The organism is Candidatus Nitrosocosmicus oleophilus (assembly GCF_000802205.1).
Lineage (GTDB): Archaea > Thermoproteota > Nitrososphaeria > Nitrososphaerales > Nitrososphaeraceae > Nitrosocosmicus > Nitrosocosmicus oleophilus.
Genome location: NZ_CP012850.1, coordinates 2,865,617 through 2,892,139 on the forward strand (window position 1 = coordinate 2,865,617; position 26,523 = coordinate 2,892,139).

23 protein-coding genes, 1 tRNA gene and 1 pseudogene are annotated in these 26,523 nt (G+C 34.8%); 17 read left to right on the forward strand and 8 right to left on the reverse strand.

What is annotated here, in order from left to right; genetic code table 11:
• The first annotated feature begins 23 nt into the window (after window positions 1–23).
• From NMY3_RS13860 to NMY3_RS13880, 5 genes are all read left to right on the forward strand, one after another.
• Window positions 24–776, forward strand: coding sequence for a metal ABC transporter ATP-binding protein (locus tag NMY3_RS13860; protein ID WP_231100100.1), 753 nt, complete (start codon window positions 24–26; stop codon window positions 774–776).
• Window positions 777–1,255: 479 nt separating this feature from the next.
• A complete protein-coding gene (locus NMY3_RS13865; protein WP_196816414.1) occupies window positions 1,256–1,855 on the forward strand; it encodes a hypothetical protein in 600 nt (199 codons plus the stop codon).
• Window positions 1,856–2,260: 405 nt separating this feature from the next.
• Window positions 2,261–2,599, forward strand: coding sequence for a hypothetical protein (locus NMY3_RS13870; RefSeq protein ID WP_196816415.1), 339 nt, complete (start codon window positions 2,261–2,263; stop codon window positions 2,597–2,599).
• Window positions 2,600–2,673: 74 nt separating this feature from the next.
• A complete protein-coding gene (locus NMY3_RS13875) occupies window positions 2,674–4,410 on the forward strand; it encodes an AAA family ATPase (protein WP_196816416.1) in 1,737 nt (578 codons plus the stop codon).
• Window positions 4,411–4,415: 5 nt separating this feature from the next.
• Window positions 4,416–6,158 (forward strand): hypothetical protein, encoded by a 1,743-nt coding sequence (locus NMY3_RS13880; RefSeq protein WP_196816417.1) that lies wholly within the window; start codon window positions 4,416–4,418, stop codon window positions 6,156–6,158.
• Window positions 6,159–6,251: 93 nt separating this feature from the next.
• Here the strand turns inward: NMY3_RS13880 and NMY3_RS13885 are convergent, their stop codons facing one another.
• Window positions 6,252–7,805, reverse strand: coding sequence for a PsbP-related protein (locus NMY3_RS13885; protein WP_196816418.1), 1,554 nt, complete (start codon window positions 7,803–7,805; stop codon window positions 6,252–6,254).
• Between the two features lie 157 nt (window positions 7,806–7,962).
• Here NMY3_RS13885 and NMY3_RS13890 point away from each other — a divergent pair, with 157 nt between their 5' ends.
• From NMY3_RS13890 to NMY3_RS13900, 3 genes are all read left to right on the forward strand, one after another.
• The gene (locus NMY3_RS13890) at window positions 7,963–8,595 is read left to right on the forward strand and encodes a PH domain-containing protein (protein WP_196818590.1); all 633 of its coding nucleotides are present in this window, start codon (window positions 7,963–7,965) and stop codon (window positions 8,593–8,595) included.
• A 264-nt stretch (window positions 8,596–8,859) separates the two neighbouring features.
• On the forward strand, window positions 8,860–9,282 hold the full coding sequence (locus tag NMY3_RS13895; RefSeq protein WP_196816419.1) for a hypothetical protein: 423 nt from the start codon (window positions 8,860–8,862) through the stop codon (window positions 9,280–9,282).
• Window positions 9,279–9,830 carry a winged helix-turn-helix transcriptional regulator gene (locus tag NMY3_RS13900; protein ID WP_196816420.1) on the forward strand — a complete coding sequence of 184 codons (552 nt, stop codon included), beginning with the start codon at window positions 9,279–9,281 and terminating at the stop codon, window positions 9,828–9,830. Before NMY3_RS13895 ends, NMY3_RS13900 begins: the two co-directional genes overlap by 4 nt.
• 16 nt (window positions 9,831–9,846) lie before the next feature.
• Here NMY3_RS13900 and NMY3_RS13905 read toward each other — a convergent pair whose 3' ends face one another.
• Window positions 9,847–9,996, reverse strand: a complete 150-nt coding sequence (locus tag NMY3_RS13905; protein WP_196816421.1) for a hypothetical protein — start codon at window positions 9,994–9,996, stop codon at window positions 9,847–9,849.
• A 1-nt stretch (window position 9,997) separates the two neighbouring features.
• Between NMY3_RS13905 and NMY3_RS13910 the strand changes: the two genes are divergently transcribed.
• A complete protein-coding gene (locus NMY3_RS13910) occupies window positions 9,998–10,441 on the forward strand; it encodes a dUTPase (protein WP_196816422.1) in 444 nt (147 codons plus the stop codon).
• A gap of 93 nt (window positions 10,442–10,534) precedes the next feature.
• On the opposite strand, the gene NMY3_RS13915 is transcribed toward NMY3_RS13910, so the two are convergent.
• The gene (locus tag NMY3_RS13915; protein ID WP_196816423.1) at window positions 10,535–10,933 is read right to left on the reverse strand and encodes a hypothetical protein; all 399 of its coding nucleotides are present in this window, start codon (window positions 10,931–10,933) and stop codon (window positions 10,535–10,537) included.
• Window positions 10,934–11,130: 197 nt separating this feature from the next.
• On the opposite strand from NMY3_RS13915, the gene NMY3_RS13920 reads away from it, so the two are divergent.
• Window positions 11,131–11,781, forward strand: a complete 651-nt coding sequence (locus NMY3_RS13920; RefSeq protein WP_196816424.1) for a GNAT family N-acetyltransferase — start codon at window positions 11,131–11,133, stop codon at window positions 11,779–11,781.
• Window positions 11,778–12,581 (forward strand): amidohydrolase family protein, encoded by an 804-nt coding sequence (locus NMY3_RS13925; RefSeq protein ID WP_196816425.1) that lies wholly within the window; start codon window positions 11,778–11,780, stop codon window positions 12,579–12,581. The genes NMY3_RS13920 and NMY3_RS13925 overlap by 4 nt, the downstream gene beginning before the upstream one ends.
• 433 nt (window positions 12,582–13,014) lie before the next feature.
• On the opposite strand, the gene NMY3_RS16760 is transcribed toward NMY3_RS13925, so the two are convergent.
• Together NMY3_RS16760 and NMY3_RS13950 are read right to left on the reverse strand one after the other, a co-directional pair.
• Window positions 13,015–16,575, reverse strand: a complete 3,561-nt coding sequence (locus NMY3_RS16760) for a hypothetical protein (protein WP_231100101.1) — start codon at window positions 16,573–16,575, stop codon at window positions 13,015–13,017.
• 515 nt (window positions 16,576–17,090) lie between these two features.
• Window positions 17,091–17,522: a hypothetical protein gene (locus NMY3_RS13950; protein WP_196816426.1), complete on the reverse strand. Its 432-nt coding sequence runs from the start codon at window positions 17,520–17,522 to the stop codon at window positions 17,091–17,093.
• 290 nt (window positions 17,523–17,812) lie between these two features.
• Here NMY3_RS13950 and NMY3_RS13955 point away from each other — a divergent pair, with 290 nt between their 5' ends.
• The 4 genes and pseudogenes from NMY3_RS13955 (at window position 17,813) to NMY3_RS13970 (ending at window position 19,272) form a co-directional block, all read left to right on the forward strand.
• Window positions 17,813–18,712 carry an ion transporter gene (locus NMY3_RS13955; protein WP_196816427.1) on the forward strand — a complete coding sequence of 300 codons (900 nt, stop codon included), beginning with the start codon at window positions 17,813–17,815 and terminating at the stop codon, window positions 18,710–18,712.
• 11 nt (window positions 18,713–18,723) lie between these two features.
• Window positions 18,724–18,798: transfer RNA gene (locus tag NMY3_RS13960), tRNA-Ala, on the forward strand.
• A gap of 76 nt (window positions 18,799–18,874) precedes the next feature.
• Window positions 18,875–19,048: pseudogene (locus tag NMY3_RS13965) on the forward strand (SDR family NAD(P)-dependent oxidoreductase); the annotation flags it as partial.
• Window positions 19,045–19,272, forward strand: a complete 228-nt coding sequence (locus NMY3_RS13970; RefSeq protein WP_231100102.1) for a hypothetical protein — start codon at window positions 19,045–19,047, stop codon at window positions 19,270–19,272. The pseudogene NMY3_RS13965 and the gene NMY3_RS13970, both read left to right, overlap by 4 nt.
• A gap of 326 nt (window positions 19,273–19,598) precedes the next feature.
• Here the strand turns inward: NMY3_RS13970 and NMY3_RS13975 are convergent, their stop codons facing one another.
• The gene (locus NMY3_RS13975) at window positions 19,599–20,231 is read right to left on the reverse strand and encodes an isochorismatase family cysteine hydrolase (protein WP_196816430.1); all 633 of its coding nucleotides are present in this window, start codon (window positions 20,229–20,231) and stop codon (window positions 19,599–19,601) included.
• Window positions 20,232–20,574: 343 nt separating this feature from the next.
• Window positions 20,575–22,068, reverse strand: coding sequence for a nicotinate phosphoribosyltransferase (gene pncB / locus NMY3_RS13980; protein WP_196816431.1), 1,494 nt, complete (start codon window positions 22,066–22,068; stop codon window positions 20,575–20,577).
• Window positions 22,069–22,969: 901 nt separating this feature from the next.
• Here pncB and NMY3_RS13985 point away from each other — a divergent pair.
• Both NMY3_RS13985 and NMY3_RS13990 read left to right on the forward strand, forming a co-directional pair.
• Window positions 22,970–24,247, forward strand: a complete 1,278-nt coding sequence (locus NMY3_RS13985; protein ID WP_196816432.1) for a hypothetical protein — start codon at window positions 22,970–22,972, stop codon at window positions 24,245–24,247.
• 257 nt (window positions 24,248–24,504) lie between these two features.
• Complete coding sequence (locus NMY3_RS13990; protein ID WP_076612400.1) at window positions 24,505–25,398, forward strand: IS5-like element ISThar1 family transposase; 894 nt, start codon at window positions 24,505–24,507, stop codon at window positions 25,396–25,398.
• Window positions 25,399–25,692: 294 nt separating this feature from the next.
• Here the strand turns inward: NMY3_RS13990 and NMY3_RS13995 are convergent, their stop codons facing one another.
• Window positions 25,693–26,088, reverse strand: coding sequence for a hypothetical protein (locus NMY3_RS13995; protein WP_196816433.1), 396 nt, complete (start codon window positions 26,086–26,088; stop codon window positions 25,693–25,695).
• Window positions 26,089–26,523 lie beyond the last annotated feature (435 nt).

Sequence of the window (26,523 nt, forward strand, 5' to 3'; positions counted from 1 at the left end):
TAATTTACAATGTATATATGTCTGTGCAGAAAATAGCTTCAACTCCTCTTGTCAAAATAAACAATGTAAGCTTCAGAAATGGCTCAGAAGTTATTTTAGATAATGTATCCTTTGAAATAGACAGAGGAGATTTCTTAGGTATTATTGGACCAAACGGCGCTGGTAAAACCACTCTTTTTAAATGTCTGCTAGGGCTGAACAAAGAGTATACTGGTAATATAAGATTATTTGATAAAGACATACGAAATCACGCAAAAGAAATTTATAAAAAGATAGGGTATATTCCTCAGTCAAATAGTTTTGATCCAAGGTTTCCTGCAACAGTAAAGGAAATAATACAATTGGGTTCTGTTGGTGGGAAAGCTTTTGATGAAAAAAAAGTTAAAGAATTGATAGAATTGACAGGTATTACAGCATATCTTGACAAAAGAATCGGCGATTTGTCAGGAGGACAGCAACAAAGGGTCATGATAACTAAAGCACTTATTCATGATCCAGAATTGCTGATTTTGGACGAACCGGATACAGCTATAGATGCGGCCGTATTGAAATTATTCTACAAACTTTTGACAAAACTAAACAAGGAAAGAAAAATAACCATAATTTGGTCTTCACATGATCTAGATGCTGTGAGTTTGCTTTCAAATAAGGTGGCTTGCCTTTATCGAAAGCTTTTTTTTCATGGAATTTCTGAAGATTTTTTTAGCAATGAGAGCAATCTTAAGACATTCGCAGAATCATCCATGCACATCCACATTAAGAGCCATTCGCATTAATCATTTTGTTTAAAGCTTTTTTTTCTTCTGGTAAGACATTTCGTAGACAAAAAACAAACCGACAAGAAATAACTTTATCTGTATAATTGCTTATTCTGGTAATCATTCTTAAATTATTATTTGCCTTGCTTATTAGAAATATGGAATTTTTTCAAATGAAAACACGCTATAGCGAATTAAATATGCGTGTAGTTAGTTTTTGCGAACAGGAATTATGAATATAGCATCTTATGAATAAACAAGATTATGTGAATTGATATCTTTGGATTAGTTGAAGTAATCAAACAGTCAATAATCAGAATTTTTGGAAAGCAATAGAAGAAAAATCTATGCGTCTTTTTGAATGATGCTTATGAAACGGAATTTGGTAGTCAAATTAAAGATGATAGCCTCCTCCTCTGCTAGATAACTATGGCTAGACACAAGATAAAAGACATAATAACAAATTTACATTTATGATATAAGGATTTACAATAGAATTGAAAGAGAATGAAGCCTATGAGAACAAACCAAGTAAGACTAGAAGCATCACATTTAGACTCGAAAGTTCGGTCATAGAAGAACTACAATTTGAAGCTGATTACAGGGAAACATCGTTGAATGTCCTTATTAATCAGATTCTACGGAGATACTCCAACTGGGAAAGATACGAGAATAAAATTGGAATGATCCCAATCCCAAAGATAATATTGTCAAGTGTGATGGATCAAGTAATCAGAACAGGTTCTGAAAATGGAATCGACGATATTTCAAAATTTAAGGAATCTTTGGTAAAAGAACTTTCACAAATAGCTTTTAGCTTTTTAAAGGACTCTGTGCTCCTTATAAAGAAAAATTATAGCCTCTTTTCAGTCTTAGAGGTCCTCGAACAGTATATGAAGGTAATAGGAATAAATTCAGATCACAGAATCGAAGAAGATGGAAAACACGTTTACGTTATACAACATAAATTAGGAGAAATGTGGTCTCTATTTATCAAGGAATTCCTTGTTCTCATATTTGAAAATTTGGGGAAAGTAAAGGTGGATATATCAAGTACGCCTAATACTACGGTTGCAAAGGTCTTTCTCAACTCCTGATACCTTATAAATAGAAAAAACCTTATTTTGGAGCTTCATTATAAAAACAGAGATATCAGATCGATAAAAATTTCTCTATTGTGCGATCAGTGGACTCGTGCTACTGCCAAATCTACATTCCACCTCTCACGTATATTACAAATTTTAGAAAGTAATTCAAAACAATATAGCAGAAGGTCGACTGGTATTATCCTTTCGTGATCAGTACAAATCTTTTATCAAAGTTATAAGGAGTAGAAATTTTTTAGGAGATTAGATATTTGAAATAATTACATTTTGGTTTTTATAGGATAAGATTTTAGAAAAATCATATTGGGTTGGAGGGCGTACTACCTTATCAAAAAAGACAACTATCTGAAAATTTCTACCTTACTAATTTGTATATTTTCAGTTTTCGCTATAATATTGAACCTTGAAGGAAGCAATTGTATTACTCAAATCAATTCTTTACCCGTAATTAACAGTAGTTCTAACGAAGGGGGAGTGGTAGGCAACAATAGTAATTTCGCAAACCAGGGAGTAGAGGTGCAACCGCAGGAGCAGGAGCAGCAACAGGATTCAAATACACAATTTCAAGAGGAGTTGATGCAGCAGTCCTATGATCTTAGAAAATATTGCTTTTTGGTGACAAATCTCTATGTATACTCCCTATTTGGCATCATAATAGGTTTCATAATACTCGTACTCTGGTATATGAGGTACAAGAAAATTTGGTCCGGAAAGAAAAACAAGCCCATCAATTAATCGATTTGTAATTTAGAAATGACTGACCATTTGCATAGATTTTTAAATAAATGGGAACTAATTTCACACAAAGATTGTCTCGCGCAGATTCTATTCTAAAATTGGTCAAAACCTCATATTCTACTTCCCCAACGTTCAAACAGGCCACTTTTTTTGGAGTGCCACATAACTACAAAGATATAAAGACACTAGGAGACCTTTTAGAAATCAATTACAAATATCAACCAGTAAAGAATCAACTAAGACAAAATCTGATTAGTAAAATCAAGAATAATGAAAATCCGTTCGTAGGGATTATTGGGTTTGATGATACAGTTATCCCAGCCATAAAGAGAGCACTCCTTGCTGGACATGACATCTTGTTTGTAGGTCACATTGGTCAAGGAAAAACCAAACTTGCTGAATTAATTTCAGAGAATCTCTTGTCACCTATCCCCATAGTGGAAGGAACTTTGACAAATGATATTCCAACCGAAATGCCTTATACTCATCTTGTCGATTTGTTAAACGGAAATTCAATTGACAAGATGCTTCCAGAATTTTATGTTTCAAAGGACTGTGAAGAATTAATCAAAAATAATGGTTTAGACACCAAGATAAAATGGTTAGACGGTAAACAGAGGTACAGATACATACTGGCAACCCCCGACATTTCTGTTAAAGACCTGGTAGGCCAGATCGATGTTGTCAAAATCATTAAAAAAGGTATTGAAGTTTTTGATATTGATTCATATTCTCCGGGATATTTACTTCAAGCCAGATATGGGATATTATGTCTTGACGAGTTACCTGTCCTAGATCCCCGAAAACAAGTAACGTTACTTAGCGTATTACAGGAAGGAAGATTTACCACTGGTGCTTACCCTGTATTTTTCAAGCCGGATGTGAAAATCATTGCAACGGCAAATCCCATAGATTACACACATTCTGGAAAGATAATAGAACCATTAGCCGATCGGCTAAAGAGCCATATTGAAACACACTATCCCAATACGATTGATGATGAAACCCTAATTTTGGTACAGGAAATGGATATGCTAAATAGAGATCAAACTTTTTTGCCAATTTTCATGCTAAAAACAATAACTAGAATTTTCCAAAAAATTAGAAACCATCCCGATATCAATAGCGATAGAGGAGTTAGTGTCCGGTCAACCATTCATTCCCTTGAAGCTATAGTCGGTGAAGTAGAGAGGGCTCGTTCTCTGGTAAATAACGTTAAAACTATACCTAGATTCTCAGATTTACAATGTATATTTCAGTCGTCAAAGTTTGAACTAGATGAAATAGAAGATACGACTGAAAATAAGACGATATTTCTAAATAATATAATCAATGAAGTAATTCAAGAGACATGCTTACATTTTTTTAACGAATTTTTCAAGCCCCAGGACCTAATATCCATTAAAAACGAGTTTAGGAACAAATCATTTATCGTGGTTCAAAATCAATATAAGCGCACATCAGCTCAATCGGTAAGTACTGCAGAGGGAACAAATTTTGCAAAAGAATCAAAGACTGGTTCATACTTGTATACAGATCAATTAAGGCACCTTCCAGTGATATCAAAGACGTTAAGAGGTGTAATTGCTAAGATAAGACAAGAACAAGATTACTTTGTTCAAAAGGCCCGTCAAAATGAAATTGACAAGAACCTTCAATATATACAGTTCGAAGGGGTATGGAAAGATAAGGAAGACAGTAACGAAGAACTTTTAGCAACATCATCTGAGCTGCTCTTTGAATATTTAAGGTTCAGTTCCCCACCAATACTGGACAAAAGGGAAGACACATTCGAAATTAGAGAATAAACGAATTGAAAGGGTTAGATGGCAAGATAAATAGTAACAGATATCGTTCTGATAATAGTAACAACAATACTAAGGCTCCTCTTCGGAGGAATGGAACCAAAGATCAATCGGGTCAAAAAAATGCAGCCGTGCATGAGAAAAGAACTACCTATTTTTCAAAGCCACTTGCAAATTCTGGTGACGAGTACGAGGAAGACAGGAGCAGAACTCAAGAAAATTTAGGAAATTCGAGGCAAAAGTCCCAACAACAACAGCAGAATCCATTTATGGACCAGGAAAAAATTCGAGCAAGAAACAACCTGTTAAGACAGTTTTTTCCAGATATATTAAAGGCAATAGGCAACAAAGCCATTAAAGATAGTCCCCCCACTCTTAAAGAACTGGAATCATATCTTCAGGAATATTTTAATGAACTACAAAAGAGAAAGATTGCTGATGAAAAAACAAAGGCTCAAGACCATTTGTCCAGATCTAACAAACATGCTTTATCGAATCAAGAACAAGATAACAATGGACCCGATAGAGCACGTTATCTAAAGGGGCAGGATGAATCGTCAGGTTCGGTCACCACGACTAGTCAGAAAAAATATAGTCTAAATTTTAATTTTACTGAGCATACATTTTCAGATAATAATATGCCGATTGTTACTGAACTAATTAAGAAAGGTTATCTGGTTGATTCTGACAAATGGTTAAACAAAAAAGGGTTTCTAAAAATAGGTCAGCAGATACTTGCAGAGATAATTAAAACCTTGAAATCAGACAAAATAGGGATGCATGAAACAAAGTTTGCTGGGTACGGAAGCATGGTTCAGGAAACTTCTAAAAAGTATGAGTATGGAAATGAGATCTCCAACATAAACGTAAACTCGACAATAAGAAACTTCGTAGAAAGATACTATGAAGATCATCACCAAAGCAATGATGACATTCATAACAGGATTGAATTTCCTCTGGACATCTCTTATGAAGATATAGAGATTTATGACACTCTGGAAGAAATTCAAGTTGCTACTGTTTATTGCATTGATTTGAGTTCAACAATGAAGTATTCATCAATGTATAATGATCTAAGTAGGATAGAAGCTTCAAAGCGTGCATTATGGAGCTTGTTTATATTAAACAAGAAATTTTTCCCTCTGGATTCTATCCATACGATTGGTTTCGGATCCATAGCGTCACGGATTAATCCGATGGATATTCCTTTTTTAAAAACATTTGAACCAAATGCAGATTTCCTACACTACACCAACTATCAAGCAGCATATAGGTTTGCAAAAAGGATTCTGAAGAAGGATGGTGCCAAAAACAAAAGGATTGTAATGATAACAGACGGCCATCCAAGTGCATGTTTTATAGATACCAAAAACGAGAAAGACAAAATCATGAAACAAAGACCTTATTCACATTTTTATATTCCTGATAAGGATCGAATAGGCTCTCAGAATTCAGAGAATAATAGGATAAAATTTGATATTCATGACAAGCAAACCGTCTACCTGTGTTATAGGTATAGGCAGATTGACCAGTACATAGGAGAACAGACGATTAAAGAAGCAAAGAAACTAAAAAAAGAAGGCATAGACCTTGATACGATAATGGTTAGTGAGGAAGATACTCTGCTAGACTTTGTCAACGAACTGGCCAGATCAGTTGACGGAAAATCAATATATATCAATCCTAAAGAAATTGACAGAGTTCTTATTAATGACTATTTATCAAATAAAAAGAAGTTGATAAGAAAATAGTAAAGATTGAAAGTTTGTTCTTTATTACTATAATAACGGGGCAAAAAATAGGATCTAATCTATTAGGTGCTACTTCCTGTTAAGCACCTTTTGTTAAGTACCGCCGCCACCACCCCGCAAGAGTTCTAACAATTTCAATATATCGACTGTTTCGTTACTTTGTAAATTAGGTGTCATAAAAGAATTCAAAGAGTCATTTCTGAAGTAACCATTGTTAAAGAAACCAAGACCGGTGTCATTTCCTTCGGCGCCAATATTACCACTACTATTACTACCACTGCCACCAAAACTACCTCCAAATAAGGCTTCAAAAGGGTTAAAGATTGTGGTATCGTTGGATGCAGTGCCATTGTTACTCTTATTTAAAAACATTTGGTTTAAAAAGGAGGTATCAGACTCATTGGGTGGAAAAAAAGAAGAAAAAGGCGAATCGCTAAATGAGGAAGATGGGGAGGTAGAGGAAGGTGACTCTAGGGAAGAGAATGGTGAATTTGAAGTAGAAGGAGAAGCAAGCAGCGCAAATGGACCCAATAACTCCTTAAATCCTGAGAGGTTAAAGTCACCATTTGGATTTTTGGAGAAATTAAGCATATTGACTAGGCCGGAAATTGAACTCTCGTTATTTAATAGAGAATTACCCATGTCAAAGGATGGATGAGAAAAAGTTCCTCCACTACAAAGATCTGACAAAAGTTGGATACCACAGATTGTTTGTAAATTAATCGCTGGGAGTGATTTCATTATAGAAGAGATGTTTAGAATATTTCCAGAAGAGGAATTTAAGAGATTTTCTAGTATGGTTTTGGTAGAGTTATTTATCTCTGACTTGTTAAACAGCCCTGAAGAATTATCTGTAATATTGCTTATACTCAAGGAAGATAATATCCCTTGCAGCATAGGCAGTTTATCTTTAAGCCCGGTCAGTCCTGTTGAATTGGTTAGCTGTTTTAGAGAATCTGACAAACTATTTGAATCAATCTCAAAAGAATAAATCATTTTGTTTGTTATTGGTAGAGAATTCTGAAAGTCAGAAGTATTTACCTGGTAGCTTATCGAATACAGCTTATTGTCACGTATAATCCCGTACTCGACAGTATCAATTGTTTCATTACCAGAATAGCTTCTTGTTACTAATTTATAAGCTGGATGACCTGCTAATAATGAATCAGTTGAAGCTTCTACTATAGTAACATCTTGATCTTGTTCTTGAATAGCATTTGTACGATCTTCCAAATAAGCACTTACATTATCAGGGGAATAGAAAATAGGTGGATAAAAGGTTTGAACGTAAATATCAAACCATGAAATAAATGTCTCTGGAGATACTCCCGAATCATCAACATATGCAGGGAAAAAGATTATCTGTTGTACTGTGTCATTTGAATTGCTGTCGTCAATCAAAAAGCTAGAAGGATATTTTAGAGAAACACCAACATCACTATTTTCATAGTTATTAAAAATTATGCTATTATTACTGGCAGAAACCGAATTTGCCATTGTTGCTACGGATTCTTGTGCAAAAACCAAATTCGAGCTATTATTACCATTGAGCATATTTGTATTGAACATAGCGCTAAATAATGAAATCACAAATGTCAAAACAAAAAGAGAAGATGAAAAAATAATCACATTTTTACTCTTGTTCATCAAAGGGTATTGAATTAACACATATAAAATATTTTTCTGTACAAACCCAGAGTTAGAAATCATAACTATTTAAAATATGCAGACAAATAAGAAGGAGATGAAGAAGATGAAGAAGATGAAGAATGAAAATTGGAATAGAGGAGGCTAAAAGTTAAGTATGTCAGATAAGAAAAATAATTTTAATACAGATATCACTGATGAAGATGAGCTAGATGAGATAAAAAAAATTGCAGAGATGTTGAATCCGGATGAAAGAGTGTTGGTGGTTGCGAGACAATCAAGATTCAAACCTGGCGGGTCTCAACTTTCACCCAATGTAGTTTATGCAACTGATAGAAGAATTATTTTAAGAGATCCAAGTATGCTTGGATTAAAACAAGATATAATTGATATTCCCTACAATGTTATTACAAACGCTAAAATTGAAAAAGGCCTGCTTTCGGCTTCAGTTATTTTTAATGCTCCAGGATTGTTTAACCCCAATATTCCAGGTAGGATGCCGTGGATAAAGAGATTAGAAACAGATGAGCATGGAGAAAATGGCGTTATCGATGCTATTGACAAGAAAAAGGCTGAAGATTTGATTGAAGTGATCCGCAACGGCATCACCCAAATAAGATCCCCATCATACCCCTCAACTGGCGCTAATAATGTGGTCCAAATTCCCCAACACCAAGGTCATATATCACACGCTGATGAACTAAAGAAGCTTGCTGATTTGAAAGATAAGGGTGTAATCTCAGAAGAAGAATTCAAAAGAATGAAGGAAAAGATTATCGGAAAGGAGTAGGTCCATGCAACGAAAATAAGAAATAATTAGACTAGATGAAAAAGTTTTACATAAAGAACATTGTCCTTTTTCTAACCTGAAATCGCTCAGAAAGAGAAAGTATGTTGACAGACAAAAAAAACATAGATGAGACAAAAAACATAATCAGAATGTTTTTATTTTAATAAGAAATGTAAAACAATTAATTGGTAATACGATAGGTTGGTTGTTTTACCTTTGTACCAATGACCTTTTAAGGCACTTTCGGGTATAATATCTTATAAATTGCTTAAGAAAGACAAAGATTTTAAGGAAATTTTTGCTAATTTTTTAAGCAACAAGACCAGTTTGTTTTTGTTTTTATCTATAGTGGTTGCTAGCGTAGCCATATATCCATTTGTTATACCTCACCTATACCACCCTTCCATGATTTATCATATTCTCATTCATATTATTAGTTTTGACGTGGCCCTTTTTCTAACTACGATTTCGTTTGTCTCCTACAAGAGGACGAAAAGTAAAAAAATACTCTTGACAGGCTTAAGTTTTGGATTCTTGTTGGTTGTAGAGTTTTTGTATTTATTACAGTCAAGTAGGGTTTTGGGAACATTCTACATACCTTTAATAGAGGTTGAATTTCAACATGTGTTGTTATTATTGATGTTAGTACTGTTTGCTGCAGGTGTATTGAGGTTGGAAAGAAAATGAATCCGAGCACTATTTTTAATGAGAACGATGTAGAGTCGAATGGAGATAACAGAAGTACAATACTCAGAATTATCAACTCCTTTCCGGGGATTAGATATAGAGATATTCTAAGAATTACAAATCTTAATAATGGCACCTTATCTCATCATCTATCAATTCTTGAAAAAAGGTCAATAATAAAAATTGGTCGAACAGAAAATAGCAACATTACTAGATACTTCCCAGCGTCAACGCCATCGGAAGAAACCCTTATACTAAATTACCTGAAAATAAAGACCACTAAAAGTATAATCATGATGTTAATCGATACTGAAGACGACGTATCCTTTAATGAAATTGTAAAACATATCAATAAAGCACCCTCTACTACTTCATGGAATCTTAAGAGATTAGTTGATTCAAATGTTGTTGGGAGAAAAAGAGGCAAAGAGGTTTCATTATTTTGTCTTAATAATAAAGGATTGGTAAAGAATCTTGTTGGTCAAAATAACAAAACATTACTTGATAGAAGCATTGATAACTATATATCAATAATAGACGAGCTGTAAAAAGCGTTAGTATGATTTAGCGCAGAATCCGGATTAAAACAACATCATCATCATCAGACAAGATACAATAAAGTACTAACCACAAATCATTAACCGCTACCTGTGGACCATATAAGTCAAAGGAAAACAGTAATATCTTTGCTATACCTTGCTCTATACTTATCAATATGAACCACTCTGCCGATAACCCAGATAAGGGCTCTGATATCAAAGATAAATTAGAGTATCTTTTTGAGATGCAAAAGTCTTTGATAACTCAAGACTATACCAGTACAAGAATTAATAGTTCTGAAAAGATTCCTCTAGATACTACCCCGGAAAACAAAATGAAGAAATTATACGAGATGAAAGAACCATTTTCAGGTTACAGAATATTTATGATTTCGTCTGCTTTAGTGCACGAAGCTATAGAGCTTCAAAGAGAAACAAACTGGAAATGGTGGAAGAAAGATAAAACCGTAGATAATGAAAAACTCCAAGAAGAAATTATAGACTTGTGGCATTTTTTAATTCAATTGTCAATTGAGGCCGGCTTTGAACCACAAACATTGATATCAAAATATATGGAAAAAAACAAAGAGAATACCGGAAGACAGCTAAGAGGTTACTAAGAACAATAACCAACAACTTCATCCCATACCATCTCATCTCATCCCCTTCCATTCTAGTCAAGACTGTTAATCTTTTTTAGGGATCATCATATTTTATCCCAAAATTTCTATTTCATCGTATTGATCTTTAACTGCCAAAATACACAGATCTTCTTCAAATATTAGGAGCCAATCACTTGTTCCTATAACAGGTAATTTTCTCACCAAAGCTTTGCCATCTCTTAAGGTGGTCCGGACATAAACATGAGTAGGCAGCTCTACCTCCTTGTTTTTTAATCTTATAAGATCACTTTGTAGTTTGATACCTCTAGTTCCAGGTTGGATGTTTAGTTTTCTAATATTACCCTCCCTGTCTTCTATTTTTGATGTTACATAACTTTGGCCAATATCAAAATCCAAACTAAATGATAGCTTTATAACACACGAGTTACTTTGTGGGATCTCACTTTGCAAGAGTTCAGATTCTTCATCAAAATAGAGGGCATCTTTCAATAATTTATAATCACAATCTATTATTTAATAAAACTTTTTACGAATTTGTTAAGATTTAAAGATTTCTTTATTTTACAGTAGTCAGCGCCTAGAAAATATTCTTGATGTTTTATCTTCAATTCTGGGAGGCCGCTCATGTAATTATATTTACCAATCTTAATATGACATGAGATGCAAATATAGATTGTATAGAGGGCATGCAATATTCCAATATACCTGGCCAAAATATCGTTATAAAGAATGTGACTTTTCAAGATATTCCCAAAATAATTGAATTACAAAAGGAATCATTTCCATCCATGTTAGAAGAAGGCAGTGTTTGGGGAAAGAGGCATCTTCAAAGTCATGTGGAAATATTTCCAGAAGGTCAATTTTGCGTTGAATTTGAGAACAAAATCATAGGTTCGTCAAGCAGTTTAATAGTAAAGTTACCATCTGAATATGAAGTACACACATTTAGCCAGGTGACTGGCAACAGTCTATTTACCACCCATGATCCTAAGGGTGATTCTTTGTATGGTGCTGACATTTCTGTTCATCCTGATTACCGTCGATTAGGGATTGCAACTCTGTTATACAAAGCAAGAAAGGATCTGGTAATAAAATATAATTTAAGGCGAATCATAGCTGGCGGTAGGTTAATCAACTACTGTAATTATGCAGAAAAATTTTCCCCGGATGAATATGTTCAAAACGTGATAAGTGGACAAATTTCAGATCAGGTCCTGACCTTTCAATTGAAAAATGATTTTAAATTCATAAAAATACTTCCAAATTATATCAAGGATTCAAGGTCTTTAAACTATGCAACATTTATTGAATGGATAAATCCATATTATAAAAAGTGACCCAAACCATCATTGATTGCCATGTGCACATAAATGGCTACGAGAGTTTAAAAAATTTACCACTAAAAGAAAGAATAGAATCACTTTCTAACACAATGCAGTCAAACAACGTAGACCAGGCTATAATTCTTTCATCGTATACTATCAATGAAGAAAGACCATCCACTGGACAAATATTGTCTGCCACTGAAAATAATGAAAAAATTAAAGTAGTGGCAGGATATTCAATTAGCAATCATGATGAAAGCAGTATTAAAGAATATGAAGAATATCTTAAAAATGGTAAAATAAAAGGTTTAAAAATTTATCCAGGATACGAGCATTACTATCCATATGATCCAAAATATCAGAAAGTTATTGATTTATGTATAGAGTATGATGTCCCTCTAATGATACATACTGGAGATACATATACACCAAAGGGGAAGGTCAGATTTGCTCATCCGATAAATGTTGACGATGTTGCTGTTGATAACCCAGAACTAAAGATCATAATTTGTCACTTGGGAAATCCATGGTTTTTAGATTGCCAGGAGATAATTTATAAAAACAAAAATGTTTACGCAGATATATCGGGATTGGTTTTAGGGGATTTTACGGAATTCTATGAGAAGTATCTAGTGGGCAAGATTACAGATTTTCTCAACTATGCTGGAGAACCAAAGTATCTGCTATACGGGACTGATTGGCCCATTTCAAGTATGAAATCTTATTTGAATTTTGTATCAAAGTTAGACCTTAATCAGCAAGAACGGGATTTGATCATGTTTAAAAATTCACAAAGGTTGTTTAAACTGTGATCTAAGAACCTAACCATTGGGTAACGTGTTACCTTTTAAAAAGATTACAATCATTGATTACTTATTTTTAATGACCAAAATACATAGATAGTTAAAAGATAACCCGGTTTCTTATTCTTGTTATCGAGTTTTTCCATCCATTGAAGCTATGTGCAGTCATAGTCGAAATTCCATGATAGAGATATCAATCAAAATCCTGTTGATTTTATCTTTTTTTTAATAATTATTTCGTTGTCATCTTGTTGGATTTTTTTAGAAATATTTTAAGAAAACCTCCCAGATTCTAGAAAAAATGTAGAACCGTTGTTACTTTACGAATAAACAATGACTATTTGAGGTGTGGTAACAGTCACATTATTCAAGGTACTCAATATGTGTTAAATGCTACTGCTGCTGCTATTGTTTGTTTGAGTCTCTATAGTAGTGCCATTTATTATATTCTCGATGGTTTGACTACCGCTTTCGCTTGAGCCTGTTGAACCTGTGCTACCTGTTGTTCCTGAACCTGTGCTACCTGTTTGACTACCGCTTTCGCTTGAGCCTGTTGAACCTGTGCTACCTGTTGTTCCTGAACCTGTGCTACCTGTTGTTCCTGAACCTGTGCTACCTGTTGTTCCTGAACCTGTGCTACCTGTTGTTCCTGAACCTGTGCTACCTGTTGTTCCTGAACCTGTGCTACCTGTTGTTCCTGAACCTGTGCTACCTGTTGTTCCTGAACCTGTGCTACCTGTTGTTCCTGAACCTGTGCTACCTGTTGTTCCTGAACCAGCGGTGCCTGTTTGACTACCGCTTTCGCTTGAGCCTGTTGAACCTGTGCTACCTGTTGTTCCTGAACCTGTGCTACCTGTTGTTCCTGAACCTGTGCTACCTGTTGTTCCTGAACCTGTGCTACCTGTTGTTCCTGAACCTGTGCTACCTGTTTGACTACCGCTTTCGCTTGAGCCTGTTGAACCTGTGCTACCTGTTGTTCCTGAACCTGTGCTACCTGTTGTTCCTGAACCTGTGCTACCTGTTGTTCCTGAACCTGTGCTACCTGTTGTTCCTGAACCTGTGCTACCTGTTGTTCCTGAACCTGTGCTACTGTTGTTCCTGAACAGCTGTTTTGACTACCGCTTTCGCTTGAGCCTGTTGAACCTGTGCTACCTGTTGTTCCTGAACCTGTGCTACCTGTTGTTCCTGAACCTGTGCTACCTGTTGTTCCTGAACCTGTGCTACCTGTTGTTCCTGAACCTGTGCTACCTGTTGTTCCTGAACCTGTGCTACCTGTTGTTCCTGAACCAGCGGTGCCTGTTTGACTACCGCTTTCGCTTGAGCCTGTTGAACCTGTGCTACCTGTTGTTCCTGAACCTGTGCTACCTGTTGTTCCTGAACCTGTGCTACCTGTTGTTCCTGAACCTGTGCTACCTGTTGTTCCTGAACCTGTGCTACCTGTTGTTCCTGAACCTGTGCTACCTGTTTGACTACCGCTTTCGCTTGAGCCTGTTGAACCTGTGCTACCTGTTGTTCCTGAACCTGTGCTACCTGTTGTTCCTGAACCTGTGCTACCTGTTGTTCCTGAACCTGTGCTACCTGTTGTTCCTGAACCTGTGCTGTCAGAGGAATCACTACCTGAACCTGTGCTGTCAGAGGAATCACTACCTGAGCCTGTGCTGTCAGAGGAATCACTACCTGAGCCTGTGCTGTCAGAGGAATCACTACCTGAGCCTGTGCTGTCAGAGGAATCACTACCTGAGCCTGTGCTGTCAGAGGAATCACTACCTGAGCCTGTGCTGTCAGAGGAATCACTACCTGAGCCTGTGCTGTCAGAGGAATCACTACCTGAGCCTGTGCTGTCAGAGGAATCACTACCTGAGCCTGTGCTGTCAGAGGAATCACTACCTGAGCCTGTGCTGTCAGAGGAATCACTACCTGAGCCTGTGCTGTCAGAGGAATCACTACCTGAGCCTGTGCTGTCAGAGGAATCACTACCTGAGCCTGTGCTGTCAGAGGAATCACTACCTGAGCCTGTGCTGTCAGAGGAATCACTACCTGAGCCTGTGCTGTCAGAGGAATCACTACCTGATTCGGTCCCTTGGCCTGCACTAATACTACCGCTATTATCTTGGTTTTGTACTGCGAAATTGTTACCTGAACTAAGGTCATCAATTCCACCTCCAAAGCTCTTCTGCTCATCTGAAGAATCATTGTCGGAACTTACTTGTTCGGGACCGCTAGACTCTTCACTATTTTGAATCGGAGATCCGGATACGGCTTGATCCATTGATTCGACTTCTGACCTATTAGAATTTACATTTGGCTGATCACTACCATGGCATAGACCATTTGGTAGTGAAACACTACAATTATTGTCCTTATATTCATTATTGTTTATGTTTGTCGGTAATCCGTTTGCGTTATTGATATCTATCTCATTGCCCTGTGCTAAATTGTTAAAGGTAGCGTTATTATCTTGACTTTGGGCATCGATGAATATACCGTTTAAGGAGTCCTTAACAGTATTCAAATAAATATCATTGTTATCAGAGTCGACTAACGCCGTACCTCCTAATTCATTAGATTTGAGTAAGTTCGTATCTATGCTTGAATTTGACGATGAATATGCTACAATCCCGATGCTATTGTTAGTCAATCGGTTATCTTCGATAGTAGAATCAGTAGAACTTGTTACAAATACTCCAACGTGATTGTCCGAAAAGTCTATTTCAGAAATACTATTGTTTTCTCCTCCTGTCGATAAGATTCCTGCTTGAAATTCTGAAATTGTTCCAGGACCTTCGACAGTTACATTCTCAGTATTGGTAAGCATTACTCCTATTTTTGAACTATTTTGACTTGGACCAGTAACTGAAAAGCCGTTCAAATCGATCGTGATATCGTCGCCGCCGACAAGTAGTCCATCACTTTTACAATTAAGATTAGATGTCAATACTACACTCTCCTCAATTACTTGTCCACAGGAAATACTAGGAACACTAGATTCAGGTGTTTCAAAAGGATTATTTGTTATGGGGCCGGCAACTTCGTTACTGTTCTCAGTATTGAAACAGTTATCGTAACTTGCAGTATTTTTAGGTTTGCTAGTATCATCGCTTATGCTATCAATCTTACTAGAAGTAGTTGGTGCTGGTGGAGGTGTTATTACTTTACCTGTTTTTCCGCTAGGCTTAGAATCAGTATTTGAGGATGCACTACCATCGCTTGAAGAACTTGCAACTGCTTCAGAACCGGCCGAGGAACTTGCTGAACCTTTACTATCGCTTGAGGATCCTTTACTATCGCTTGAGGATCCACTACCGTCGCTTGAGGATCCACTACCGTCGCTTGAGGATCCACTACCGTCGCTTGAGGATCCACTACCGTCGCTTGAGGATCCACTACCGTCGCTTGAGGATCCACTACCATCGCTTGAGGATCCACTACCGTCGCTTGAAGAACTTGCAACTGTTTCAGAACCAGCCGAGGAACTTGCTGAACCTTTACTATCACTTGAGGATCCACTACCGTCGCTTGAGGATCCACTACCGTCGCTTGAGGATCCACTACCGTCGCTTGAAGAACTTGCAACTGCTTCAGAACCAGCCGAGGAACTTGCTGAACCTTTACTATCACTTGAAGAACTTGACGACCCTTTACTCCCACCAGAGTTGGTGCTGTCATCGTTTATGCTATCAATCTTACTAGAAGTAGTTGGTGCTGGTGGAGGTGTTATTACTTTACCTGTTTTTCCACTAGGCTTAGAATCAGTATTTGAGGATGCACTACCGTCGCTTGAAGGATTATTGTCATCATCTATCGTTTCAGGTTTGTCTTGACCATTTTGTAAAGTTTCCGAGGTTTCATTTTCGTTACATAAGATATCTCGTAGGGAACCTAGAGAATTGCTATCATAATATTGTGCTGCTACACTATTATTTACTGAAATGGTGGATGCATTAAAAGTTAGTAACAATACAAGAAATATGACTGGAATTATGCTATTCTTCTTATTTATCAATATGTCATAAAGTTTCTTTAAAAATATATCGATTTTCAGTATTTACTAATTAAAAAGAATCACATGGTTTTTGATGATAGATTGTTATTTAGGTAATCATATTACCAAACATATTGCGTTATTGTTGTACAAACTTTTCTAATAGGATTCTTTAACGGTAAAAGTTTCAATAACTAGGCATATTTTTTGCACGAATATTCCGTAATTGACATCTATATTCTACTATCTCTAGATTAGTCCTTGCAGATCTTTATGGTTCGGTTTTCCCGATAGGCCTCCATAGGAATCAATCATTTGGTACAGTGATTTGACTCTAATGGGCAAAGTTCTATGACAACTAATTAAGTAATGTATTACAATCTACCAGGTAAATATATCAAGAATATATCAATAACAAATTCAGGGCATAGATTTACAAGATGTTTCTTTGATTACAAAATTTCTAATATTACATCGATTACGGGTATAATATCAATTCTAAGTAATAGTATTCCATCAGCATAATGGAGCGACCATCATTGAGTTGGTCTTTTGACTTTGGACAATACCCTAATCTTTACATTGTAAATTGGATCGCCATTTTGTAAATACAAGTCTGACTTGGTAATGCCAGCTATAGTATTTTTCAACCTTACTCGCGTATTATCATTGAGAAGATATTCATTCCATTTTTCAGATGTTGTAGAGAAGGAAATTTCTTTCTTATAAGAAGATTCCATCTCCTCCTTTGTATATAATTTCTTATGCGCAGGCCCAGTTGCTTTATCAGAAAAAATGAAAGATTGAATAGACTGAAAATTAAATTCATATTCTTTTGATTGATCCATCTTTGATTTTTTCACCCCGGTTAACACTACCCTACTTTTGAGTTTTGTATCATCACTTAACAGATATGAATCCCAATATTCCTTTATTACCTTAAAATCCAGTGTAACGAAATCACTCATTTAGGTTTAATCTTTTTAAAGCATATTTTAATCAATCCGGTCGCCTATCCATTTATCCAATGTTGAGATAACAATCAAAGGGAATAGCGATAATGATGTTACTTTGCATATTTTGGGTACCCACGTTAATTGTAAAAATAGTGACGTGATGAATTGAAAAGCGTTATCAAAAATTGAAGAATTTATTTATCAATAGACAAATGTCAAAAACATATAAAACTTAGTAGCATAATTCATTCATATCATAGTATCTAAAAACTGAAATGAATTTGTGTTACATTATCTAAAAGATGAAAAGAAATACTAATTATGAGTTTTTTATTATTTCTTTGACTGGATTATCTGTATTCCTGATATTGTTTCAATATTATTATGATCCTTTAGGTCAAGCTTTAACAGCTCTATTTGTATTTGATTTCATTGTATCCGTTATTTTGTCAATTGACTTTGCCATGAGAGTAAAAAAGTCAAAACAAAGATACAAATATTTTTTATCTCATCTGTATGAAATTCCTGCCCTAATACCGTTGTACGCCCTAACCCTGCTGCAAGATAGCACTGTATACGGCGCCGGCTTAAAAAGTTTAAGGCTTATTCCGATTTTTAGGTTCTTGCACGTTTTATCCAGATCCTTAATAGTGATGGATGAAATCAAAAATAGACTACTTTATGTTGTTTTTCTATCTGTAATTACAGTTACTGCGGGTGCATTTACCATGTACGTTGTGGAACATAATGTTCCTGGTTCAAGGATAGCAAACCTTGGGGATGCTTTTTGGTGGGCAGTGGTTACAGTTACTACGGTTGGATATGGGGACATATACCCAGTTACACTTGAAGGAAGAGTAATTGCCTCAATAATAATGGTCGTGGGTATTGCAATTTTAGGTATATTAATTTCAACTATTGGGGCACAATTTTTAGAGTCAAAACTGAAATATCAACGTAAAAGAGAAGAAAATAATATCAAAGTAATGATTAAGGATAAGATTGATAGGCTTGAAGGCCTGCAAAGTGAGGAGATTGTGACACTTTTAAATCTCATCTCAAATCTTCATGTTGAACTCAAGAATGGCAATAGCAGCAGTCAATTGCAGGGATCCCCATGTTTAAAATGCAATAATATAAATCCTCAAGCGGCAATCTACTGTAATAGGTGCGGAAGTAGAATAACCACTGGCAACCTATAAAAGGTATTAAAGGGCTGGTGGTTCAGCTTGGTACGAACGTTCGATTCGCAATCGAGAGATCGCGGGTTCAAATCCCGCCCAGTCCACTTTTGTTGTAGTTATGCGCAAGTCTTCAATTTTTATTTTGATTTATTCCAATCTTAGGCATATTTTACTCTCTTTTATAGAAACTTTGGAACCATGATGCAACAAAGAAGTGGCATAATAATCAATATCAGTTCAATGCCGAGATTAGCAGGAATTCCCTCTCAATCAGTTTATTCTGCTACAGAATTTGTAGTACAGGGAAGGGTAAAGCCTCATCATACATATTGGAGCCTTTTGGAATCAAAGTGATATTGATTGAACCTGGAGTAACAAATACAAAATTCGTACAAGATATAGTCGTTTCTACTAATAAGTATGAAGAAGACAAAAATGGGGATCGAATTAACCAGATTGATGAAAACAATAAGGATGTCCAATTATCTTTTTACAATGATACAATGAAAAAATTCTTGGCGTTTTACTTTAAAGCAATGAGTATAGTGTTTCATCCACGGGTGTTGCAGATGAAATAATCCATAGCATTGAATTGGTCTATAATGAATTAAATGCTGCTAATTGTCGTGTCCTAAGACTCATAGTTGGAAATGATTCAAAAAATATTCATAGCTTAAAAAATATCTGATAAATAGTGAATTTTATACAATGTTAAAAATTGATTAATTAAAATAGATGAAAGCAGTCTTAGATTGGATAATGTATTTCAAAAATTTCATGATGTAAAATTAATACTTACATATTTTTTAATGGACGTCTTTATGTAGTAGCAGAGGTTTGAATAATTGTAACCTGATCGTAATTGAAAACTTGGTATAGGTATTCTCTTTTATACTGGTTTTAGTCATTGTGTATTAACAAGAAGAAAATCAATAATTTTGTCTATTTTCTGTATATCTGCACCATAAATTTTTCTAAGGTATTCAAGGCCAGACAGGTGTTCCTCTTCTGAAAATGCTTGCATCCCATCCTCTGCTATTACTATTTTCAATCCTCTTGTAAAAGCATCGTATGATGTATGTTTTGCGCAAATATGTGTATGTATTCCAGTAATAATTATTGTGTCGACGCCTTTTCCATCATACGCACTGGTTAAAGCTCTGTCTAAGTTAGTTCTATCAAACGCGCTATAGGTTCTTTTCGTGATAACGCTATCATTCTTAAGAGGTTTCAACTCCTCAATAATTTGCTGTCCAACGGTACCTTTCATTGCATGAGGTCCCCATAAGTCTAATTCATATCTATCAGTGGGAAGATGTTCATCTACACAATAAAAGATAGGAATTTGAGCATTCCTAGCGAAATCCAATAAAGTGCTGATATTTGGAATAATCTCTAACGCCCGCTCGCATTTTAAGCTACATTTAATAAAATCATTCAACATGTCCAATACTAAAATTGCATATCTTGCCAGGTTTTTCTCACACCAAGATAATACTTTAGTACTTGATATTTTCCTTTCTAATATTGATAACATATGGTATCTTGATGCTTATAATTAGGCTTGATTCCAAAAGATCTTATGATAACTTACCAATATGATTATTGCATGAATGAATTAGATAAATCTGAGATAGTAACATTCTATAGATTTATCTATTTAAAAAATTAACAGTAGAGGAAGGTATGATCTTTATTTTAACATCTAGAAGACTTTTTGTTAAACCCTTTTCAGATAGCGGCCCAAACTTTCCCTTATCTGACCAGCAGATGCAAAATATAGATTAAAGAATTATAAATGAATAAAGAACCAGATGGGAGATACAAAACATAGTTATAATAAGAACAATATGCAATTGTTGATGATTCTTATATTAACTTTATACTCCTAATTCATCGGTCAGCTTTAACAATTTTTTACTGTAACTTACAGGAAAACTTTGAACTTGATCCAAATTCGTTAGAAACGGAATCATTTGAACTTGTTGAATATGATATAGTTGTGTTGCATCTAGTGAAGGTAACGACTTTACTATAGAGCCATTTTCAATAATCTTTTCCAAAAGCGGCAGAGAGCCTTCAATGAGCTCGTCGGCAAGTGAAATTATATCCTGAATCAATATCCTTTTATCATCAAGTATTCGGTGAATTTGTTTGGGACCTGGATATGTATGTTTACCAGGACTTGTTTTTACTTTATAGATAATTGATTTTTGTGTACTTGCTTTTCCGACAGTTTTCTCACTATCATTGGAAAGTTTAGTTTCTTTATTACTCTGATTTAATTTGTCCTGCCTTTGTACGATTGTAGCTACCATTTTATATACACCATTAAGTACCGGATCGTCCCGTGATGTACTAAGCTCCGTACCAACAGCGAAACTATCTATCGGAGCCTTATTTTTGAGTAATTCTTTTATAATATTTTCATCTAGGTCACCACTTACCATTATTTTTGTACTATAATAATCACGATCACGGTCCCCAGCTTCATCAAACATTTCTCTTATCTTTTTACTTAAATACAACAAGTCTCCACTATCCAGCCTGACTCCTTTTGGTAATATTCCTTCTTGAATTATCATTTTTATAGCGTTTAATGTATCATAAGTATCCACTAGAAGATAACCATCAGGAAATAATTTTTGGAACTCTTTAAACGCAATTATTTCACTTTCAAAGCTCATAATAAATGAATGTGCCATAGTTCCATAAACAGGGATACCGAATTGCATGCCGGCCAAAGTATTTGATGTACCTGCACATCCCCCTACATATGAAGCCCTAGCCGCTAAAAGAGCAGCTTCTGGTCCATGTGCCCTTCTTGAACCAAATTCAATTATCGGTTTGTTATTAGCAATATTACAAATTCTAGAAGCTTTTGTAGCGATGAGAGTTTGAAAATTGATTATTGATAAAAGGTAAGTTTCTAATAATTGAGCTTCAATGATTGGAGCTTCGATTCTAAGTATTGGTTCAGTAGGAAATAAAACAGTCCCTTCTGGCACTGCCCATAGGTCGCCAGTAAACCTCATTTTAAGCAGATAATCATAGAAATCTTGTTTTATTCCTCTAAATGCATCTAGTGACCTTAAATAATCTATTTCATGTTTGTTAAACTTGAAATTCAAAATATATTCCACTGATTGTTGCAATCCTGCTGTTACTAAATATGACCTGTTTTTAGGTAGCCTCCTCACAAATAATTCGAATATACCCTTTGTTTCCCAATCTTTGTGATATTGACTGAAATAATACCCAGCAGCCATAGTTATCTCATAAAAGTCCGTCAAAAGTGCTGTATTTCCCTCAAAATTACTACCAGAAGTATATTTCAATTTAGTATATTTTAACAGGGTAGATAATAAGCCCATACGTCAAATTACCGCATTTTGTATTGATTATTTTGTGGGAGAATGTAAAAATAGTATTTTATATCTCTAACTTATACATCTTTGCGTTTCTTTCTGAAATGTGAACCAACAAATTTATTATTTTCAGATAAAAATTAGGAGATTTTGTTTGTTCAAGTAGCTCCTATAATTATTAACATTACTCATCGATTTCTCCTGACAAGAAATTTGTCGGCAGTCACTTATTTGACAGTATAATCTTTGATTCTTTCGTTATGTCCCTGGTTTATCCTACGTATATTCCTTGAAATAATGGGTCGATTAACATGGAGCTTTGAAGTAATCGAGATCTTTGGTAACTTTTAACCATAAAATGTTTAACTTTTCTTACCTAGCACCACATAGTTGTTGTTGGTATTTATCAAAAGTTGCACCTTTTCTTGCGATTTGTGTATACTTGGTTTTTAGAAACTAACAATAACTTTGGGCGATCTCCTGATTTGCTACATTAGATTCAATCCCTAAATATATCAGAAAAAGTTATCCTAAAGTTCAGATTCCATCAGGTCATTATCTTACTATTCAAGTCTACTCATTATATAAAATATAATTCCTCCCATTCCATTGCCTTGAGTTTGAGTAATCCCTCTTTCATACACTGTACATCTGCAAAATATATTTTAATAAAAATATTATTTGAAAATTTTTAAATAGGGACATATATTATCTATTAATAATTAGAATAATATACAGTAAAAGTTTAGTCTACAATATTTTTCTATATCAATAACATAAAAATATTAATAATAATTCCTTTAAACTAACAAACTCTACACTAATTCATATTGTCCAATATTCCGTTGAACTCGAATGTAAAACACTTTAATCCATATTCTATCTATTGAGCATTCGGAGGAAGAAAATGCAATCAAATACAATTTTTTGTAAGAATCCAACTGAGAAACTTGTATTAATAGTAACACTATCAGCATTGGGATTGCTCCTCCAATCCTTTGCAGGCAGTTGGGATGCAACATCACATTTAATAAAAACACCTGAAACTTTTTTTACACCTCCACACCTTATGCTATATACTGGTATCGGATTTACACTAATTGCGTTTTTAGGAGCAATAAATTTTGAAAAGAGCCGAGTTGTGGTTGCAAGACCTGGATTTAAAGATAAAGCAGTAGTTGAGGAAAATCCTAATAAGAAAATAGAGATTATGAAGATTCAAAACATTAAAGTATCATTGAGACTCTTAATTGCTGGTACAATTGTTCTATTAAGCGGAGCTCCTCTAGATTTTTTTTGGCACAGGCTATTTGGAAATGATGGGTTACTTAGTCCCCCTCATCTAGTTGTAATTACTGGTATGCTAATAATTAACATTGGAGCCATTATTGCTTGTTACTGGCTTTATCAAAATAATAGAAATTCAAGAGGTTTAAAAGGTATATTGATCTCTTTATTTGGCACATTATGGTATATATCAACATGGTATGTGTATTTCTTTGCGCTTCCATTTTCTAAAGGGCATTCATTAAATTTTAACCCAGATCCTATGGTAGCAGCAATAATTGGCACGATTTGTATACCACTTATCACCTCTATTATATTTGTTCAAGTATGCAAGGTCTTTAATAAAACAGGCACAGCAAGTACCGTTGCATTAATTGTCATTGGAATAACCGTTTTGGGCAGTATACTTCCTGCTAGTAGCTTTCCTGAATCCATGGTTCTCATCCCAGTTTATGTGTCGATAGCTATAATCCCTATTCTAATAGCGGATTATATAGCTAATTATTCTGTTGGTCATAGAAATTTAATAGAAGAAAAAAATAGTAACAAGAAAATTAACTTTAAAAACTTACATTTGTTTTTGCTTATAGGAGCAGGAATAATTGTAGGACTTACCTACTATACTTTTAATTTTCCTATGCTTACTATAGTTTTCATAAAACTTTTCGGATTGCCCGTAACGATTGATAATCTTGCAAATAATTTTATTGATAGTCTAACTTTTGTAGGTCAATATAATAGTAATATGAATTTAATTTTGATATTTACTATGGTTGGCGGGATCATGGGAGCATTGGGCACTGTTATTGTTTTGAAGGCCAATTCTATTTACAATAGTAGTAAAGACATCTCAAAGTTCATTAAAATAGCTAAACCTTCATGGCATTTACCAAAATGAGTGGACAATAACTACATGAAACGAGGTCACAATATTTTGATACTTCATAATTAGGAACAAATGCTATTCGAATCGATATCAATGCCAACTAATTTATAACTGGGTGAAACTCATCCGTTACCAAATATCTAAGATTTTCAATCAACCTTAATCATTTAAAATTGTTTTTGATATCTAACTAAGTTGATGATTGTAATTAACTTTTGCTTTGTCGCCTAACTCAACATATTTAGCTGGAATGAACAGATTGATTATTTGTGATAGACTGGCCCTCTTACAATCGCTCATTAGTTCAACGCGGTGAGATCCTCTTCTCGTATGATTTCCTTGATGGTTGGGGTTCAGAGATAGAGAATATGAATATAAACAAAAAGGGTAAACCATTTGTATTTCCAGATTCTTTCATCTTGGCCATTGGTTACATTCGCTATTTATTTCACCTACCATACAGACAAACCCAAGGTATAATTAAGGCCACAGGAAAAAGGTTACCTGCTAATCCACCAAGTTATGGTCACATCTGTAAACGAATCAACAAGCTAAACATCGATATTAAAAGAGACAAGATGGATGACGATGATGACCTAATAATATCAGTAGACAGTACAGGTATCAAGATTACTAACAGAGGTCAGTGGATGGATGAGAAATGGAATACACAAAATAGAAAAGGATATCTCAAGATCCACGTTGCTGTAGACATAAAGACCAGGAAAATCATTGCTTTGGAAGTGACAGATGAGAAGGTACATGATGGGAAAATGCTAAAGAAACTAGTCAATCATGTTTTGGATTCGAGAGAACCAAACACTGTAAAGATAAAATCGGTACTAGCTGATGGAGCCTATGATTCAAATCCAAACTTTGTGTATCTTGAGGACAAAAAGATCAATCCAGGTATAAAGGTAAGAAGGAACTCTATTGTTTCTCCTAAAAACAATAGGTTAAGGAACAACGAAGTAAAGTTACAAGCAAAGGATCTGTTGAAATGGAAGACAAAAAGAAAATACGGACAGAGATGGATATCTGAAACTGTGTTCTCAGCTATAAAGAGAATGTTTGGTGAATACACATCAGCAAACAGGTTTCAAAACATGGTAAAGGAGATCATGATAAAAGTATCATTGTATAACATTTTTAGAAGAATATAACATGATGATCATGATGATAACCGGAGAATAAGGAATTATGCAACAAAGCAATTAACTTTCATTAATGGAAGTAATACAAGATAGGTGATTTATTGAATCGTCATCCGATTTTTTTGGTTTTATGACCAAGTAGTCCTACAGTATAAGCAAATTATATTTTCGTTACATCTAGAGAGCTATCAGCAGATCGTTATACAGTGGTACTTAATATATTGATATCAAACATGATCTTTTAAAGTAGAAATGATTGGCATAAAATTATTGTTAGGTACGTAGTATCGCAAAAAGGAAAGACTATTGATCAGGTTTCATATTTTCGATGAAGGTGGCAAATTTAGGAAGACCCTCTGGAAGGGTTCCTGAAGCATCAGTCCATTTTACAGAATGTGACATGTTAGTTAGAATGATTAAGAGACCATAACTAAAAAAATCTGCACTTCCTTCCTTTGGAGGATAGTTTTGGTCAGAATCCAGTACTTCGTCAGCTAAAATTTCATTCGCTAACTCCTTTTCTTCATTAACGGTAAGTTTTGAAACTCTAAAGGTATTATTTATTTGATCGATAAATGTTAATTCTTTTGTAAAAGAATCATAAAATATCTTTTGTTTTATTCCCACTAAGCCACCTTCCTTGACATATACAACTGCAAAGCCAGATGAAAATTTATCATATGAATCATTTTCATTCATGAATTCTTGACCAAATCATGTTATAAAAGGATATTGTTAAGGTTATGCAATTTTTCCAAATTTCGAAATATTTTTGCAAATAATTTCCTTCGGTTTGGATGTCGCTTTTTGAGAATAAGAAGTATAGGCAATCTGTTATGTAGCTTTTTGCTACGTTTTTCTATTACCAATCGTGTTTATTAGATTATCAGTTTATCAGCTAAATGTTGCCTTCCTTGTCTTTTCATATTTTGGTTATTCTGATAGGAAAAATTCTAATGCAAATGTGTTCTTTTCTTTAGACAGGTGAAAATGGGAATTCGCTTACTTTCAAGTGATATTGAAACCTTCAATTATATCACATTCACAATATCTCTAAAAACTTGATCTCACCATATGACTGCTTTTGCAGTGTGTATTTCTGAACACATTACCAAATCGATGTATGTTTTCATT